Annotated in this window: 11 protein-coding genes and 1 pseudogene; 4 read left to right on the forward strand and 8 right to left on the reverse strand. The window is 54.5% G+C overall.

The window, feature by feature from the left end:
• Positions 1 to 337: 337 nt before the first annotated feature.
• Entirely contained in the window at positions 338 to 829 is a 492-nt protein-coding gene (locus F3I15_RS04765; protein WP_150016768.1) for a GNAT family N-acetyltransferase, read from the reverse strand.
• 81 nt (positions 830 to 910) lie between these two features.
• Here F3I15_RS04765 and F3I15_RS04770 point away from each other — a divergent pair, with 81 nt between their 5' ends.
• Positions 911 to 1,858: a LysR substrate-binding domain-containing protein gene (locus F3I15_RS04770; RefSeq protein ID WP_150016769.1), complete on the forward strand. Its 948-nt coding sequence runs from the start codon at positions 911 to 913 to the stop codon at positions 1,856 to 1,858.
• A 427-nt stretch (positions 1,859 to 2,285) separates the two neighbouring features.
• Here F3I15_RS04770 and F3I15_RS04775 read toward each other — a convergent pair whose 3' ends face one another.
• The 6 genes and pseudogenes from F3I15_RS04775 to F3I15_RS04805 form a co-directional block, all read right to left on the reverse strand.
• Positions 2,286 to 3,644: an esterase-like activity of phytase family protein gene (locus F3I15_RS04775; protein WP_150016770.1), complete on the reverse strand. Its 1,359-nt coding sequence runs from the start codon at positions 3,642 to 3,644 to the stop codon at positions 2,286 to 2,288.
• Positions 3,645 to 4,273: 629 nt separating this feature from the next.
• A complete protein-coding gene (locus tag F3I15_RS04780) occupies positions 4,274 to 4,921 on the reverse strand; it encodes a LysE family translocator (protein WP_150016771.1) in 648 nt (215 codons plus the stop codon).
• 76 nt (positions 4,922 to 4,997) lie between these two features.
• Complete coding sequence (locus F3I15_RS04785; RefSeq protein ID WP_223810672.1) at positions 4,998 to 5,777, reverse strand: AraC family transcriptional regulator; 780 nt, start codon at positions 5,775 to 5,777, stop codon at positions 4,998 to 5,000.
• A 307-nt stretch (positions 5,778 to 6,084) separates the two neighbouring features.
• Positions 6,085 to 6,351, reverse strand: a complete 267-nt coding sequence (locus F3I15_RS04790; protein ID WP_150016772.1) for a hypothetical protein — start codon at positions 6,349 to 6,351, stop codon at positions 6,085 to 6,087.
• 506 nt (positions 6,352 to 6,857) lie between these two features.
• Positions 6,858 to 7,589 (reverse strand): annotated as a pseudogene (locus F3I15_RS18295) (plasmid SOS inhibition protein A).
• Between the two features lie 50 nt (positions 7,590 to 7,639).
• Entirely contained in the window at positions 7,640 to 9,634 is a 1,995-nt protein-coding gene (locus tag F3I15_RS04805) for a ParB/RepB/Spo0J family partition protein (RefSeq protein ID WP_190314917.1), read from the reverse strand.
• A gap of 803 nt (positions 9,635 to 10,437) precedes the next feature.
• Here F3I15_RS04805 and licT point away from each other — a divergent pair.
• The 3 genes from licT to F3I15_RS04820 all read left to right on the forward strand — a co-directional run bounded on the left by licT (position 10,438) and on the right by F3I15_RS04820 (position 14,819).
• A complete protein-coding gene (gene licT / locus F3I15_RS04810; RefSeq protein ID WP_150016776.1) occupies positions 10,438 to 11,283 on the forward strand; it encodes a BglG family transcription antiterminator LicT in 846 nt (281 codons plus the stop codon).
• A 105-nt stretch (positions 11,284 to 11,388) separates the two neighbouring features.
• Entirely contained in the window at positions 11,389 to 13,338 is a 1,950-nt protein-coding gene (locus F3I15_RS04815; protein ID WP_150016777.1) for a beta-glucoside-specific PTS transporter subunit IIABC, read from the forward strand.
• 11 nt (positions 13,339 to 13,349) lie between these two features.
• Entirely contained in the window at positions 13,350 to 14,819 is a 1,470-nt protein-coding gene (locus F3I15_RS04820; protein ID WP_150016778.1) for a glycoside hydrolase family 1 protein, read from the forward strand.
• Between the two features lie 367 nt (positions 14,820 to 15,186).
• On the opposite strand, the gene F3I15_RS04825 is transcribed toward F3I15_RS04820, so the two are convergent.
• Positions 15,187 to 16,290 (reverse strand): succinylglutamate desuccinylase/aspartoacylase family protein, encoded by a 1,104-nt coding sequence (locus tag F3I15_RS04825; RefSeq protein ID WP_150016779.1) that lies wholly within the window; start codon positions 16,288 to 16,290, stop codon positions 15,187 to 15,189.
• Positions 16,291 to 16,348 lie beyond the last annotated feature (58 nt).

Below are 16,348 nucleotides of genomic sequence, written 5' to 3' on the forward strand. Positions count from 1 at the left end.
CCACCTATCTGCAGGGTGCCACGGTCCCACTGAACGTCACAGGGCTCGCCCTGTCGATTGGAAAAAGCCATAAGGGGCAGCGATTTAATATTCAGATCGGGGGCAATTGGCATAACGAAAGAACCATTCTGCATATTGCCTTCCTACTGGAGGCAATAAGTCCTGTAAAAGGCGCCATCCCTCGCTCTGAATACCTCGCCCCGCTTAGCATGCGGGGCGATGGACATAACCTTCGGTATACCGATCGGCTCTGATCGGCTGTTCATTCAGGGCAAACCGCCTTTTCCTGAGCGTGATTGATAGCCTGCTGTGTCAGTACAGCAGGCAGAGCATCCGTTTACAGTGCCATGCGCATGTCATGCCAGGCCATGCCGCCGTGATCCGAGGCAGAGGGAGCGATGTACGCATAACCAAACTTTTGATAGAACGGGATGTGGTGTGTTTTACACATGAGATGCAGGGTTTGCTTGCCCCTGTCCTGCATTGCGCGGATAAAGGCGCGCATCAATAGCCCGGCGTACCCGTTGCCCTGATAAGCCGGGTCGATCACAACAGACATGATCACCACATTAGGTGCCGCTGCATCATGGCCCACCAGCTCTTTGAACGCTTCATCAGACATCACTACATTCCAGGCGCACCCTGCATTGATAAAGCCGATAAGCTCGCCGTCCAGCTCTGCACAGAGAAAGCCTTCCGGATATTGCTGGATACGGGTAGCAATTTTATCCCGCGTGGCGGCTTCATCACCCTCATACGCTTCGCGTTCAATCGCATAACATCTGTCGAGATCCTGCGGCGAGACCGCACGGAAAATAAGTCTGTTCATGGGCTTCCTTGTTGGCTTTCTGGACGCCCTTACTGTACGCGATTAACATGATGCACATACTGCATTTTCTTCAGGACAACAATGAACCCTGTGCATCGCAAACTGCGTGGGCTGGATATGAACCTGCTGCTGGTCTTTGACGCCCTCTACCGGCATCGACGCGTCAACCTGGCGGCGGCTGAGCTGGCGCTGAGTTCATCCGCGTTAAGCCATGCCCTGTCGCGGCTCAGAGCGAGCCTTGAGGATGCGCTCTTTATTCGGGAGGGCAGCTTTATGCAGCCCACGGCCAGAGCACACGTTATGGCACCCGGCTTATCCGCCGCCCTGAATGCCCTGTCAGACACGCTCAGATCCGTGGACACGTTTTGCCCGGCCACCAGCACGCAGCGTTTTCGTTTTGCCGTGACGGATTATACCGCAGCTGTGTTTTTACCGGCGTTTATGACCCGACTCCAGCAGGCCGCGCCCAATATTTCTGTGCACATCCGCTATTCAGCCAACCCGGACTCTCTGGAAGAGCTGACATCAGGACACGTGGATTTTGCAATCGGGTTTCAGACACCTGAGACCAGACATCACAGTCAGCTGGGCGTGACGGAAGGCTTCAAAGACAGATATGTTGTGGCGGTGCATCGCGATCATCCGCGAATCAAAACAGAACTGACGCTGGCGCAGTTTTTAGCGGAGGGTCATGTGGTGGTCAATCCCTGGCATGCCCCGCTCGCCACCATCGATCAGGCACTGGCCGCCATGCATCTTCGCCGGCGCACCGTGGTTGAGCTCCCCAGCCTCTTGTCTGCCCCTGCCATTGTCGCTGGTTCAGACCTGATCGCCACGCTGCCTGAAAAGGCGCTGACCACCCTGTTCTCTTCGCCTGCGCTGGCATATTTTGACGTGCCGTTTGCGGTCTCACCCTATGTTCTGACTGCCTGCTTTCATAACAGCCATCCGGCCACGCCAGGCCACCGCTGGATGAGGGCATTTATCGCTGAAACAATGAGCGCACTCGCCCCTGTGAAGATGCAGTAATGCCATTAGTGCTATCAGCAGCATGAACCGCTCTGCCACGTTATGTGCAGTCCCGGATGTCCGTGCGCACACGTTCACTGTTTGCGCGGGCAGGCACCCTGCTTTCCGCCAGCCACAGAGATGGGGGTCGCTGGGCGTTGGCGGTTTGAAAGCTACCTCTTCCCGTCTGCAACTGGCCCGATAAGATGGCGTTTTTTTACCCGTTCAGATAAGCATGCAGGCAGGTTTCGCGCCCCTGGCACCCAGTCCCGCTATGGCGCCTGTTCTCAGCACGCGCCTTGTATCGCTTAGTAGCAGATCAGAGGGTCGGCGAGCTCCATATATGTGTCCTGGCGTTATGCCCGTCGCGCTGAGGGGTTATGAGTCTGCGCGGCGGCCCCGGCTCAATACTTATTTCCGCTTACCCTGCCCGGGGCCGCGAGGATACTTACATCAGCGGTTTGTCGAGTGTCACGATGAATATCTCACTGGCTGCGTCAGCAGGCGCCAGCGGCGCTACGCTGAGCGTCGTGTCGACCGGCTTATCGTTCACCGTAAGCACGCCTTGTGCACTGACGCGGTAATCCTTGCGCTTGATCCCTTTTACCGGGTTCTGCATCACCGTTTTCACACCAAAATCATTGTCATTGGTGACCGCCAGCGTTTTGCTGTCAATCAGCGCCAGCCCTTCTGCCTTCTCGTGCTGCCAGCCGAGTTGACGCAGATCCACTACCTGCGTTTTGGTGGCCAGCACAATGCCGCGCTGCGCAAGCTTTGCTGCATCATCGAACTCCGGATAATCACCTGTTTTGTCGAAGGCCGCCAGATCAGTTGCCTGTCTCAGATCCACGTTGTAGATAAGATTACGCAGGACGTCATGTTTATCACTGCCCTGCTCAATCAGCAGAAGGTGCTGATTGTCCAGCGCCACGATATCGCCGATTTTTGCGTCGCTGTTTTTACTGTACGCCTCGCTATCAATCGGATAGCCGTACATCGCCGTGCGTCCGGTTGCCGGATCGAAACTCACCAGTCGGATGAAACGGGCCTGCTTTTTGCTTTTACCGTTGATATCCAGCGTGCTCTGTACTGCGGCAATGATGCGGCCGTCGGGCATGCGGGTAACGCCTTCAAAGCCCCGGTTTGGCTGACGCCACTTCAGCACATTCGGCAGGCCGCCTGCGAGAGACGTTTCACCATTCAGAGCCTGCGGCCCGTGCATCGCCAGTATTTTGCCGTGCTGATCAACATGGATCAGAAACGGGCCATACTCATCGCACAGCCAGTATCCGCCTTTGCCATCCGGCGCGATGCCTTCTGTATCCAGCCCCCGGTTATCGCCCTGCAGCACAGTCAGTGTGTCGCTCAGTGCAACTTCGTTGGTTGACCCGATCACGCCCTTCTGCAGCGGCAGCCCGTTAATATTGCCGTCATCATCGTGCAGGGGCCGGGCATCGGTGGCGTCGGCTTTGCCGTTCTGCACCCGAATCGTCATCAGCATCGGGGCAAAATCCGGCGTGACAAAAATTTTCGACGCCTGCTTGCCCACATCTGGCGAATCCGCATTGGGTCCGCGATCGGTGAGGGTGACGAAGCGAAGCGTATCCCCTTCCCGGCCGGTAAAAAGCAGACCGGATCCAATTCCCACCGGCAGCCCTGCGGGAAAGGCGCTGGCGAACATCCCGCGATAGCTCACATGCGTGCCTTCAGGAAAGGTCACGCTATCGCGTTCCACTTGCGGCGGCGCTGCCTGCGTGGAGAAGGACAGAGCACACCCCATGAACAGCGCAAGACGGTTTTTTTTCATTTGATAATCATCCTGAGAGAGAGGCTGACACCCTAAGGGGTGTAAATGACAGAAAAATGATTATGAGGCACGGGTTTTGGCTTACGGGGTAAAGAGTGGCTAAGGGAAAGATCGTGACGTGCTCTGCGCTGACAACAATCCCGGCCAGTAAGGTGGCTGAGCGCATACTTTCTTTCCGGCACCGCTTAGCTGCTGAGCGGCGCATTGCGCCGCGCTTCTGACCTGTCGCAACGTGAAGCTGTACGCTCTTTGATCCCGGAGGGGCATTTCGTCAGGTCGTTTGCCGTTTAATCATATTCTGGATACCGGCACCACACCTTCCGCCATCGCCTCCGACGCGACGAACATCCTTTCTGCCGCCAGCCAGCGCTCAGGGTTGATGCAGGCACAGGTGGCCCTGAACCTCCAGCAGACAGTGGATCAGAGGCTTATGCATCAGGAAACCGGGACGCCCTGCTGTGCGTGATAACAGGCTGGCTTGTTCCGTACAGACTTTACTTCTTTCGCTCCATATAAAACACTGCCATCAGGCTTTCTTATTCGCCTGCATCGGGTTTTAACTGCACGTCAGACCGCTTTACGCCGGGAGCGAACGTCCCGGTTTCGCGAAAACATGAAGCCACTCGCTGTCAGGCCAGTGCGATCAGGTTGACCACAATGACACTTAATGCCAGACCGATCAGAATGATGCCTGAGACACGCTCCAGCCAGGGCAATATCTGCGAAAAGTATTTCAACAGGCGGGAGTTACCAATGAAGATAGCGACCAGTAAATCCCACAGCAGCACAATGCTAAACATCCAAACGCCATAGACGACCTTCAGACTTATCGCGGTCGTACCGCCAACAAGTGTGGCCAGACTGACATAAAACAGCGCGTTTTTTGGATTGAGAATCCCGGATAAAAATCCCATGCTGAACGCACGGCAGTGTGTCCATACGCCAGCAGACTCGGTATCTGAGCCTGGTTTTTTTACATTATATTCAGAAACAGAGTGTGCCCCCGCAAAGCGAATAAAAAGCACCCCTATATAGAGCAGATATGCACAACCCGTGAGCTGGAGAACCATGAAGCTGATGCTGTCAGGACGAAACAGCGTGATACCACTGAAGGCGGCAATAATGAACACCCCGTTCGCTATCGCTACTCCCAGACAGACATGTGCAGCATGACGCCAGCCGGCTCGGATGGAGGTACGCGCAACGAGAAAAAAATCCGGACCGGGTGACAGCAACGCCAGAAAATGCGCTGCCGCCACAAAAATAAATTGTTGCATCCAGGTATGACCCTCTTAAACGTTTTTAACAGGGTGCATTTCCCGGACGGGATTGTATTGAACAAAATTGCAGGGCTCAGCGTCGATAGCAGCCTGGCGTGACGCCGGTATGCGCTTTGAATACACGCAGGAAATGACTCTGATCAGCGAAACCCAGCCGGTAAGCAATATCGGCTATATCATGACCTGACTGCAGCCACCGCCGCGCCTGATTGATGCGCGCATTAAGCTGGTAGGCATGGGGTGTCATCCCGGTCTCAGCGCGAAATGCCCTGATGAACTGGAAACGACTCATGCCTGACAACGCTGCCAGCTCCGTTAAGGTCCACGCCGGCTTTTCGGTCTGCTGCATCGCTTCTATAACGTTTTTCAACGTCCGCTTTACCCCAGGCGAGATGACCGGAAAGGCGTCCGCCACACAGGTGTTATCGGTGCAGCCGGCGATAAACTCGATTAACGCCACCTGTTTATCTTCTGCACTGACCGTTGAAAACAGGGTGGTATTCAGTTCACAAAAGCGACGATACACGCCTTCATCAGCCGTCACCCGCACAGTATCGTTACCAATAAGACTGCCTGAAAACGTCTGCATGTCAGCAACCAAAGCCCTTAACCACGCGGCATCAATATGCAGCATCTGGTAGCTCCAGTGCTGATCGGGTAAAGGGTTACAGGAATGAACAGCGCCGGCTGGAATGAATACCATCATTCCCGGTTGCAGAGAGCAGGTATCTTCCGTTGCCCCTGTGAACACACTGCTGCCCGCATCAACTGCGCCCAGAGAAAAAGTCGGATGACTGTGTAGCCTGTAACAGGCGCGGCTGTGACAGGCACGACGGCTTTCTACAAAATGCATAGCCGGATCGCGCCAGAATTCTGCAAGGTTGCCGGTACCGCCGTTTTCATGTCTGTAGCTGGAATCACATGGGGGCAGAGTGAGCATACTGGTTCCGTCCTGATACCAATCATTAAGGTAATGCCTGCAACATAATGAGCCAGACACGATGCAATTGTTTTTGATACTACCTCAGGCAGGCCTTGATATACCTATTAATATGTTCGCTTTTCGCTCATGGCGGACATGGGCCTGTGCAACGTCCGCTTTGTGCCGGAAGCGGACACTGCTCATGCTATGTTAGTTTGCTGGGAGCAGGTCAAAGCTGCTATTTAGGAAGTGGGAAAATGTGTATTAAGTTAGCTGCTAACGGATACACACCTAACGAGCGTGTTGAAACCTTGAGTTCGTCAAGGGAGGCGCCTTCTTTAGGCATTCGTCCTCCCCATACAGTAACGCCCTCCGACAGATGAGGCGGCCGCTCTGAACTTTCTTCGGTAATCTCAATTGTTTCACCACTATTTAATGTAATTATTAAAGATGCAACATTCTGTGTTTCGGATGTTCCATTTTCTTTGTTAATAGTAAGTTTCATTAGCCTATCCTCCGTCATAATCATTCATGTGATTATCATACCAGGCGTTTTGTTACCTCTGACAATTATTGCAATATTGTCATGTCCGCTTTTCGCTCATAGCGGACTGTAAGCAGGTTGCTGTGACTACTTTTCCGTTTGCCATCAGACCCTAGCCGGCAGGCCCGGAACGCATCGCTAACCGGCGGAGCTTACCGGCTCTGCCGGTTAGCGCAGTAGGGCTCGACGACCCGGCAACACCGGGAAGCCGAAGGGGGCCATCAGGCTGTTCATGCCTTTGACCTTCAGGAAGGAGAAGACCGAGCAGCAGCACAGCAGCAGAACGGAGAGTAGCAGGAAGCGGAGAGAGAAGACGGTGAGACAGCTTCCCGGAAAGAGAAAGCGCAGGCGAAGGGAGATGACCGGTGCGTCAGCACCGGTTTTTCCCCGGCCCGCAGGGCCGCCCGCTTTTCAGCCGTGCCCAATGCAGGTAATAAGCCGGACGTGTTGCGCCCGGCTGAACAGGATCAGGCTTGATATGTCAGCAGCACGGGCAGCGCAAACCGGTCTGTCATTCCGCTGAAGGCGCTCATTTCACCTGCCAGAATGCTGATGTCGAGCATCACGCGCCACAGCGGTTCGCCGTGCCAATCCCACGGATCGATATGCCTGCATGACACAAATCGCTTCAGCCAGGTCAGAACCAGCAACCGCAGGTCGCTTTCATATATATCCCGGTCCTGCCACTGGGCGTACCAGCGCCCTGCCGTTTGCGGCGTATGAAACGCCAGTTCCAGCGCCGCCTGCGCCAGGCGATTCTGATAGCGTCTGCGCTTCTGCTCGCGCTAGCGAGCCTCCCGGTTGTTCGCCCTGCTGTGTCGCAGCGTGAGGCGTTTCTCCTGACGCTCAGTAAAACGGGCTGCAGTCAGGGGAAACAGCCGTGAGTCGGTATCCTGCGACAGTGGCGAGAGACAACGCTCTCCCCTGGAGGCGATCAGCATATCGAGTGCGGTCAGATAATCCCGCGCGGGTGGCGCGACACGATCACCAGGCGAGTATTCAGGCATAACCCGGCGCAGCTGGTCGGCCTTAATGGTACGCGTCCCGCAGTAATGGCGCATGAACGCGCTGGCGTAGGGGTGTGCGCCGCGTGCTGCCCTGCCCTGCAGGCGCTTTTCAACCTCGGCGACGGCCAGACTGACCGCAAGAGTATACGGGCAGGCGGGAACGAGCGATAAATGACGGGGGATCATGTTCATGGTTTTTCTCCTTGTCTTTAATGACCGCCCCGGAGGGCGGTCTGTCGCTGTCAGCCTTCGCTGCCCGTGTCGTCTGCGCTGTCATTTTCTGCTGCAGGCCGCAGAGGTTTCATCCACGCGGGCACCCAGCGGGAGTCCTTCATGACCTCTTCGGCAAACTCAGCCGCGTCGCCTTTCTTCATTTTCTCCGCGTCGCTGGCATTGCCCGTTTTGCCTGCCTCCGTCAGTGCCCCGGCAATCTGCTCTTTGCTGATGCGCTTAAAGAAACCTTCAGCGGTCGGCTGCCACCACTCCGCCAGGTCAAAGCCCAGCGCCGTTTCCAGCGTATCGAGATTGCTGGTCTGGCTGCGCCCATAGACGCGGCCCTGAAAGCAGCACACCGCCGTGGCGCTGCAGAATCCCTGCAGCTGCAGCACTTCGTCCGTGCTCCAGCCCATCAGCCAGCGGAAGTCTTGCGACCAGTTTTCAGGGAGCTTTGCCTCCCACTGCGCCTTTTGCGCCTGAAGAAACTGCCAGGCTTTTGTCTCCTCCTTCGCAACCGTTGCGGCTACCAGCGCCGTGCTTTTATCCGTGAGGCTGATTTTCATTGGGGTCCCTTCATAACTTTTATGGCTGAAGGTGCTGCGGCAAAGTGTCCAGGTGAGCATGGCAAGCGCAATTTCCGGCTCCGTGCTCAGCGCCGCCTGTACGGCCAGCGAACGCTCGCAGGACATCGAGCGGACCAGCGTCGCGGAGTAGTCTTCGGAAAGGGTCTGCAGATCGCCTTTGCTTTCGGGTTTTTCTTTTTTAGGCAGATCGGCCCGACGCTGAACCCCGCGCTGAATGAAGCAGCTGCCGCGCTCAAAGCAGATCATCGCTCCAACCTTATCCTTGTCCGCACCTGCCCAGCTGCGCTTCAGGCCCGTTTCTTCCAGGGCGGCGATCTGCTTTCTCAGCGTCACGTCCAGCGCGTCATCTTCTGAAAGCTTCAGCTGTGCCCGCAGCTCGCTCAACTCGGTGTCTTCTTCCGGCGTCAGCTCCGGGCAGCGCTCCGGCAGCAGGTGATACGTTTTTGTCACCTCGCTGCTCCAGCTCTGTAAACGGCTGTCCCTCCTGACCTCTGCCCAGGCAAACCCTTCCTCCTTTTGCACGGCTTCGGCAATCTGCTGCAGTTTCTGCAGCGTCAGCTGCTCGACCAGCACCGTGTCGATGTAGCCCTCGTCGTCGCTGCTGAACAGGTCAGCACGAATGGAGCCGCCCGCCGCGAGATAGGCATCTTTGCCAATGAAGGCGAACTTTGGAGAGTGGCTGATTGCCGTCTCAGTGGAGGTGATCAGCTTGCGAATGATTTCAGCGGAGGCATTGTAATACACCGAGGCCTGCTCCCATACTTCCAGCTGGCGTTCATGCGTGTCGGCCAGCGCCAGCGCCTGACACTGCTCAAGCGTGATGTTGTCGGCGGCCAGCTCGTCAAGGATGGCAGGAGCAAGGTCGATCAGCTTCATGCAGCGCTGAACGTGGCGCGAGCTGTAGCCCATCAGGTCACCAATTTGCGCCGGGGTTTTGCCCTCATCTGCCAGCGCCCGGAATCCGGCGATTTGCTCGGCTGGGTGCATATCCTCACGCTCGCCGTTTTCGACCATCGAGGCTGCGCGTGCCAGCTCTTCCGTCACGCGTTTGACAGGGATCAGCTGATCGGGCTGGTACACGTCTTGCGACAGCAACAGCTGCAGGGCGGTGAGACGGCGACCGCCGCAGGCTACGCCGAGCATCCCGTCAGCCATGTCATGCGCGATCAGGTTATGTAACAGCCCGACATTTTTGATAGTGCCAGCAAGCGACTCGATGCGCGACTGAACATAGACCTTACTGCGTACGTTGAGAGGGGAAACCGTCAGGCGCGAGAGTGGGATCATCTCGATGTCTACTTTTTCCAGCGCCTGCTTAACCGCCGCCGCTGACGCTTTGTCAGCTTTCGCTTTCGCCGGACGACGCGTGGTCCTTGCCTTTAAAGATGATGATTCTTTAGATTCTGAAGCCGTGGTGTTGACGTTCTGCTGTGACATGTTGTGTCTCCCGTGTGGTTTAAGTGATGTTTCTCTGAGTTCCTCGCCGTGAGGGCAGAACGGACGACCGGGCATCAGGCTGAACGCAGGGGGAAACGGCAAAGCCGCAGCCCGCAGGGACCGGGTGCAGCCGTTTAGCGCGCGACCCTTGCGTGAAGACGCCCGGGTGCCAAGTTTCCGCACGGCGAAGGGGCTCAGGGGAACAAAACACAACGCGGAAGGATGAACAGGGCACGGCCCCGGAACGGCACACCACGGTGCCGGGCCGGTCCTCAGCGGCCACGTCTTTATGTGGCCAGTGAGCGCGCCGGCGCCAGCCGGCTGCAGGGGTTGACCTGGCGGTTGCCATCAGACCCTAGCCGTCAGGCCCGGAACGCTTCGCGGTCCGGCGGAGCTTACCGGCTTTGCCGGTTAGCGCAGTAGGGCTCGACGACCCGGCAACGCCGGGGAGCCGGAGGGAGCCATAATGCTGTTGATACTAACACCCGCTGTCGGCAAGTTTTTTATGAAAATAAATGTGGTATTAAGTTGGAGCGCTGGGTGAGCCATCGATCACGACCACTTTTCTATGTTTGCAAAGTTCTATCCCCGTAATAGAGGGTAAATTCTATTACCAGGATCACATTTATGAACTCAGGTCGGTCATTAAGGAGGTTGTAAGTTGACCCTATACGAAACCCAATGTTAATTTCATTATCAGGCATTAAGCTTGTTACCGTTCGGCGGGCAAAACGTAAATGCAGTCACAGGGTACGCCCTGACTGTGCTTATGTTTTGCCCGTTTTTGTTTTTCGGAGTTGGCGATGATCATAAAACAGATACTTAATAACAATGTCGTCAGCGTTTCAGATCCCAATGGAGCTGAGTTTATCCTGACCGGACGTGGCCTTGGTTTCAACGCCAGCGCCGGTGATATGGTTGATGAAACAAAGGTCGAAAAGACGTTTCAGCTCAGTAACCATGCAGTATCCAGCCGGTTCAAAGTTCTTCTGAACGAAATTCCTGTTGATGTCATCCAGCTTACGGATGACATCATCAGCCAGGCGCAGCAGGCCCTGAGCCACACCCTTAGTGAAGCACTGTATGTTTCGCTTGCAGATCACCTGCATTTTGCGCTTCAGCGTCACCTTCAGGGTCAGGAACTCCATAACCCGCTGGAATGGGAAGTCCGCCATTTTTACAAAAAAGAGTATCTCATCGGTCGTCAGGCGCTGGCGCTAATCGCCTCGCGTACCGGGCAGCTGTTGCCAGATGCAGAGGCGTGCAGTATCGCGCTCCATATCGTTAATGCGGGCATGAATGCGCCGGATGGTCAGGTCATGGAGATGACCCGGCTGATTTTCCAGATTCAGAACATCGTTAAATACTGGTTCTCTATCAGCATTGATGAACAGAGCCTGAACTATCAGCGCTTTGTCACTCACCTGAAGTTTTTCGCGCAGCGCGTAATGCGAGGCGAGATCATTGATAACGATGACGCCGAACTTTTCAGCCAGATGCCTGAACGGTATGAAAAAACGCTCGGCTGTGTGGAGGCGATAAGCGAATTCGTGGCAAAAAACTACCGCCATAAAATGAGTAGTTCAGAGAAGTTATACCTGACGGTGCATATCGGCAACGTGGTAAGCCGTCAGAACCATTCCATTTAGGCTTGTTACTGTTAAATCAGGCAAACCCCAGAGGAAGCAAGGTGTCCGGTTAATTCCGGCAATTGTTTACGGGCTTTTATTGCCCAGATTCTGGAGAAAAATTCAGTGGATTTTAAACAAACAGCCCGCCAGATTATTCGGCATCTCGGTGGAGCCTCAAACATTAAGTCCGTCTTTCACTGCATTACCCGACTGCGTTTCAGTCTCGTGGACAATGATAAGGCAGACCGGCATGCCCTGGCTGACATTGATGGCGTAATGGGCGTCAATCTTTCAGGCGATCAGTTTCAGGTTATCATCGGCAACAAGGTCACGCAGGTGTTCAGGGCAATACAGGACGAGGTACCGGCGCTGTCTGCATCTGATAAGCCGGCCAGCGAAGATGCGGAGGTTAAAAAACGCCGCAACCCCGTGTCCCTCGTATTTGAAGTTATCTCAGGCATTTTTTCACCAATCATTCCGGCTATCGCCGGTGCAGGCATCCTGAAAGGTGTGCTGTCGCTGTTTGTCACGCTGGGCTGGGTCGCCGCGACAAATCAGACGTATCAGGTGATGGTGGCGATAAGCGATGCCGTATTTTACTTTATGCCTATGGTGCTGGCCTTCAGCGCGGGACTCAAGTTTGGGGCCAATCCTTATCTGTCCGTTGCGCTTGCCGCAACGATGTTTCATCCAACGCTGGCGACGCTTTTTCGTGCAGGCGAATCAATTTCATTTGCCGGACTGAGCATTTCGCCGGTTTCCTATGCAAACTCGGTTATTCCCATTGTGCTTTCCGTCTGGGTTCTGAGCCACGTAGAACGCTTCTTTAACCGCATTGTTCCGGCGGCGGTCAGGACGATGTTTTCTCCGCTGCTAAGCCTGATGATTGTGGCGCCGGTCATGCTCATCTTTATTGGGCCTGCCGGCATTTCTGTGGGCAATGTGCTCTCGGGCGGTATTATCTGGCTTGTTAATAACATGGGACCTTTCGCCGGCATTATCGTGGGAGGCACCCTGTCGCTGATGATTATTACCGGCATGCACTACGTGCTGGTCCCTATCATCATTAATAACATTACCCGCCTGGGTTACGATCCCATCAAGCCCATCATGTTTGCCGCTAACTTTGGCCAGGCGGGTGCGGCGTTCGGCGTATTCCTGCGATCCCGCAATAAGAAGACGAAGTCACTGGCGCTTTCCACCTCTTTTAGCGCGCTGATGGGCGTCACCGAGCCGGCCATGTATGGCATCAATATCCGGTTTAAAAAACCCTTCGCAGCCGCGTTAATCGGCGGAGCCGCCGGAGGCTGCCTGGCCATGACCATGGGAGCAAAAGCTTATGCTTATGCCCTTGCAGGGCTTTCCGGGCTCCCGTCCCTTGCCGGCGCCGGATTCGTCTGGGCGCTGGCCAGTATGGCTCTGGCCTTTGCGGTCGCGGCCGTGCTGACGGCGGTGATCGGTTTTGAAGAGAAACAGGATCAGTCAGCCTCAGACCGCACCCCGGTTGCACCCGCTCAGCCCGTATCGCCTGCTGTTCTTTCTGCTGGCACCGTTCCTGTTTCGCCAGACATCACGCTGCAGGCAGGCATCAGCCCTGTGAATGTTCATCCGTCTGAACAACTGTATGCACCCTGTTCGGGTCAGCTCATGCCACTCAGCGAGCTCAGCGATCCCGTGTTCGCGGACGAGGTATTTGGCAAAGGGATCGCTATCGTTCCTCAACGGGGAGAGCTGGTATCCCCGGTGAACGGGCGCATCGGTTCTGTTTTTGCAACCAGTCATGCCATTACGCTTGAAAGTGAGTCTGGCGCAGAGGTACTCATCCACATCGGTATTGACACGGTGAAGCTCAACGGGCGCTATTTCTCCCGACTTGTTGAGGACGGGCAGGAGGTTACCGTCGGCCAGCCTCTTATCAACTTTGATCTGGAGGCCCTGATTGCGGAGAAAGTGGACCCCAGCGTCATTGTCATTGTTACCAACACTGACAGTTATCGCGATATAGAACTGATTTCAAACGGACAGGTTGATACGCAAGATGCATTTTTAAAACTGACAACTACGGCTGCTTAAGGGGAAAAAATATGAGCTTTTCAAAGTCATTTCCGGAAAATTTTTTATGGGGTGGCGCCACCGCGGCTAACCAGCTGGAAGGCGCACATGACGTTGACGGCAAAGGCCTGTCTGCTTCAGATGTGTTTATCTTCGATAGCGAGGCGCCCAGGGAGCGCTGGCTCGATCAGTGGGCGGGTATGACGCATGCTCAGATTGCAGAGGCCCAGGACCCAAAAAGTACTAAATATTATCCCAAGCGTAAGGGAAACGATTTTTATCATCGCTATGAAGAAGATATTGCGATGTTTGCGGAGATGGGCTTTAAATGTTTTCGTATGTCGATCGCCTGGACTCGTATATTTCCACGCGGGGATGAAACAGTCCCAAACGAAGCCGGGTTGGCTTTTTATGACCGTGTGTTTGATACGCTCCGACACCATAACATTGAACCCGTGGTTTCACTGTCCCATTACGAGATGCCCCTGACTCTCGTGACGGAATATGGCGGCTGGCCAAATCGCCAGGTGATCGACTTTTACCTTCAGTTTGCCACGACCGTATTTCAACGGTACCGTCACAAAGTCAGATACTGGATGACATTTAACGAGATTAACTGCGTCAAACATCATCCTTACGTCAGCGTTGGTGTTATCGAAGAGGATCACCCTGATCTTGAACAGGCCAAATATCAGGGCGCTCACCATCAGTTTGTTGCCAGCGCGCTGGCGACAAAAGCCTGCCACGAGATTATTCCGGGATCCCAAGTCGGATGCATGATCAGCTACCAGATCCTGTATCCCCATACCTGTCATCCGGATGACCTGCAGGCCTGTGAAGAGGCTCAGCGTGTTTCCCTCTTTTTCAGCGACGTACAGGCCCGCGGTGCGTATCCGGCCTGGACTGACAGAATGTTCGCGGCAAAGGGCGTTAAGCTTAAAAAAGAACGTGGTGATGATGAAATCCTTCGACTGTATCCGGTGGACTTTGTTTCATTCAGCTACTATATGTCCAGCACTATTAGCGCTCACCCGGAAAAGCTGGAAGGGGTGCAGGGTAACCTGATTACTGGCGGGATACGTAACCCTTATCTTCCTGAAAGTGACTGGGGCTGGCAGATTGACCCAAAAGGTCTGCGTCTTGCGCTCAATCAGCTTTATGATCGCTATCAGAAACCGCTGTTCGTGGCGGAAAACGGGCTCGGCGCGCTTGATGTTCCGGATGCTGAGGGTGTTGTGCAGGATGATTACCGTATCGACTATCTACGTCTGCATATTGAGCAGATGCGGGAAGCGATCAGCGACGGTGTCAATCTGTTTGGTTATACCTGGTGGGGGCCCATCGATATGATAAGCGCCAGTACGTCGCAGATGTCCAAACGTTACGGTTTTATATACGTTGATCAGGACGATACGGGTAAAGGGACGCTTAAACGTTCGCGGAAGAAGAGCTTTAACTGGTATAAACAAGTTATCGCGTCTAACGGAAGTAACCTGGACTGATAACCTGATTCAGGAGCGCAGCGTACGGCGCTCCTGATGAAGCCGTTAAGTCCACCCTGAGAGGCTGACTACACACTCATCATTTGCCTTGTTCGTCTCACTGAATGAGCCACTATCCTGCCTGAATATCCATTTCATGCCCTGCATAATTTGATGTCCGTAAAAGCAGTGCTGGATTTATCTGCATGATACTGAACCAGTTTTGCCAGCTTCTCGCTTCAAAGCGGATAGTTCGCGGTTTTAGGCCCGCTCAGTGCCAGAGGCAGGCATTCAAAGACTTTATCATCGAATATCCCGGCCATGTATCGCATAAGCTTCTACAGTAATTTCTGTAGCCTGAAGGTGGCCTTGTATCTCAGGCATCCTCTCAGAAATGCCTGAGCAGTTCACCATCCTCACGATCATCAAGACGCTCATTACCGGCCAGAAGCGCAACACGCTGGCCTGCCCTGATCATCTTCGTGACAGGTCGCGCTATCATGACACCATTTACATTGCTGCATACGTCCGTCCGCTGTCCGTCACTGACAGAAACAATGTCAGCAATATGTTCCCCTCTGGTAACCGCGTCCCCGGGTTTCTTCCGCCAGGCCAGAATGCCGCTTACGGGAGCCAGAAGATGGCTTGCGCCTTCAAGGGGAAAAATTGTCACCCGCTCAGGCTTTTCAAAAGCTACAGGTTGCGCTGAAATAAGACCTTCACTTATCAGAAAGTCGATGATTGCCTGCGCATCCTGTTTCGCCAGTTCATCACTGACATCCGTCTGGCCGCGCAGCTCAACGGTAACGGAGAAAGGAATAGCCGCTGTTTCGAGCAGCTGCCTGTCGGAAAACCACTTCCATGCCCTAAAGATGGCTTCGTCAAACGGCTGTCCGCCAGCAAAATCCTCAACAAACACTACGCTTGCACCCAGTGCATGAGCAAGCTTGCGTGCGCGTTCGGTATGTAAGCGGTTGGTATAAAGGTGCAGAACAGCGTCAGTATCACAGTGAAGATCAAGCACCAGATCGTGCTTCAGGGCTTCGGACAGCAGCAGATGCTTCATCTGCCCCACCGTGTCCATTGGTTCAGTATCAGCCAGAGACTGCTGTATCAGCATGGCAGGATCGGTTTCGCCAGCAAGAAGTCGTTTTTCAAGAGCGAGACTGAGCTCAGGAAAGTTCCGGTTAAAGTTTTCGCCATTTGCCAGGTCGAAACGGCCTGCCCAGTAACCCAGCACGTTTTGCATCATACCAACCGGATTGGCAAGCGGAACAAGCGTAATTTTCCCCGTGATACTGCCCTGATTTTCATACTCTTTCAGCATGATGATCAGGTGTTGCATAACAAGAATGCCCGGGTGTTCATCTGCATGAAGTCCGGCCTGGATATAGGCGCTGTGCCCTTTGTCTGCCTCACCAAAAGAATAGCGGTCAAGAAAGAGGGGTTGTCCGCCTACCAGAGAGGGAAGTTCTGTACGTTTTGTTTTCATGCACTTTCCAGGCTGTTCAACAAAAAAGAAAACAGCGCGCCGGAACAAGCTGGCGCGC

It is taken from the genome of Pantoea sp. M_9 (assembly GCF_008631385.1).
Classification (GTDB): domain Bacteria; phylum Pseudomonadota; class Gammaproteobacteria; order Enterobacterales; family Enterobacteriaceae; genus Pantoea; species Pantoea eucrina.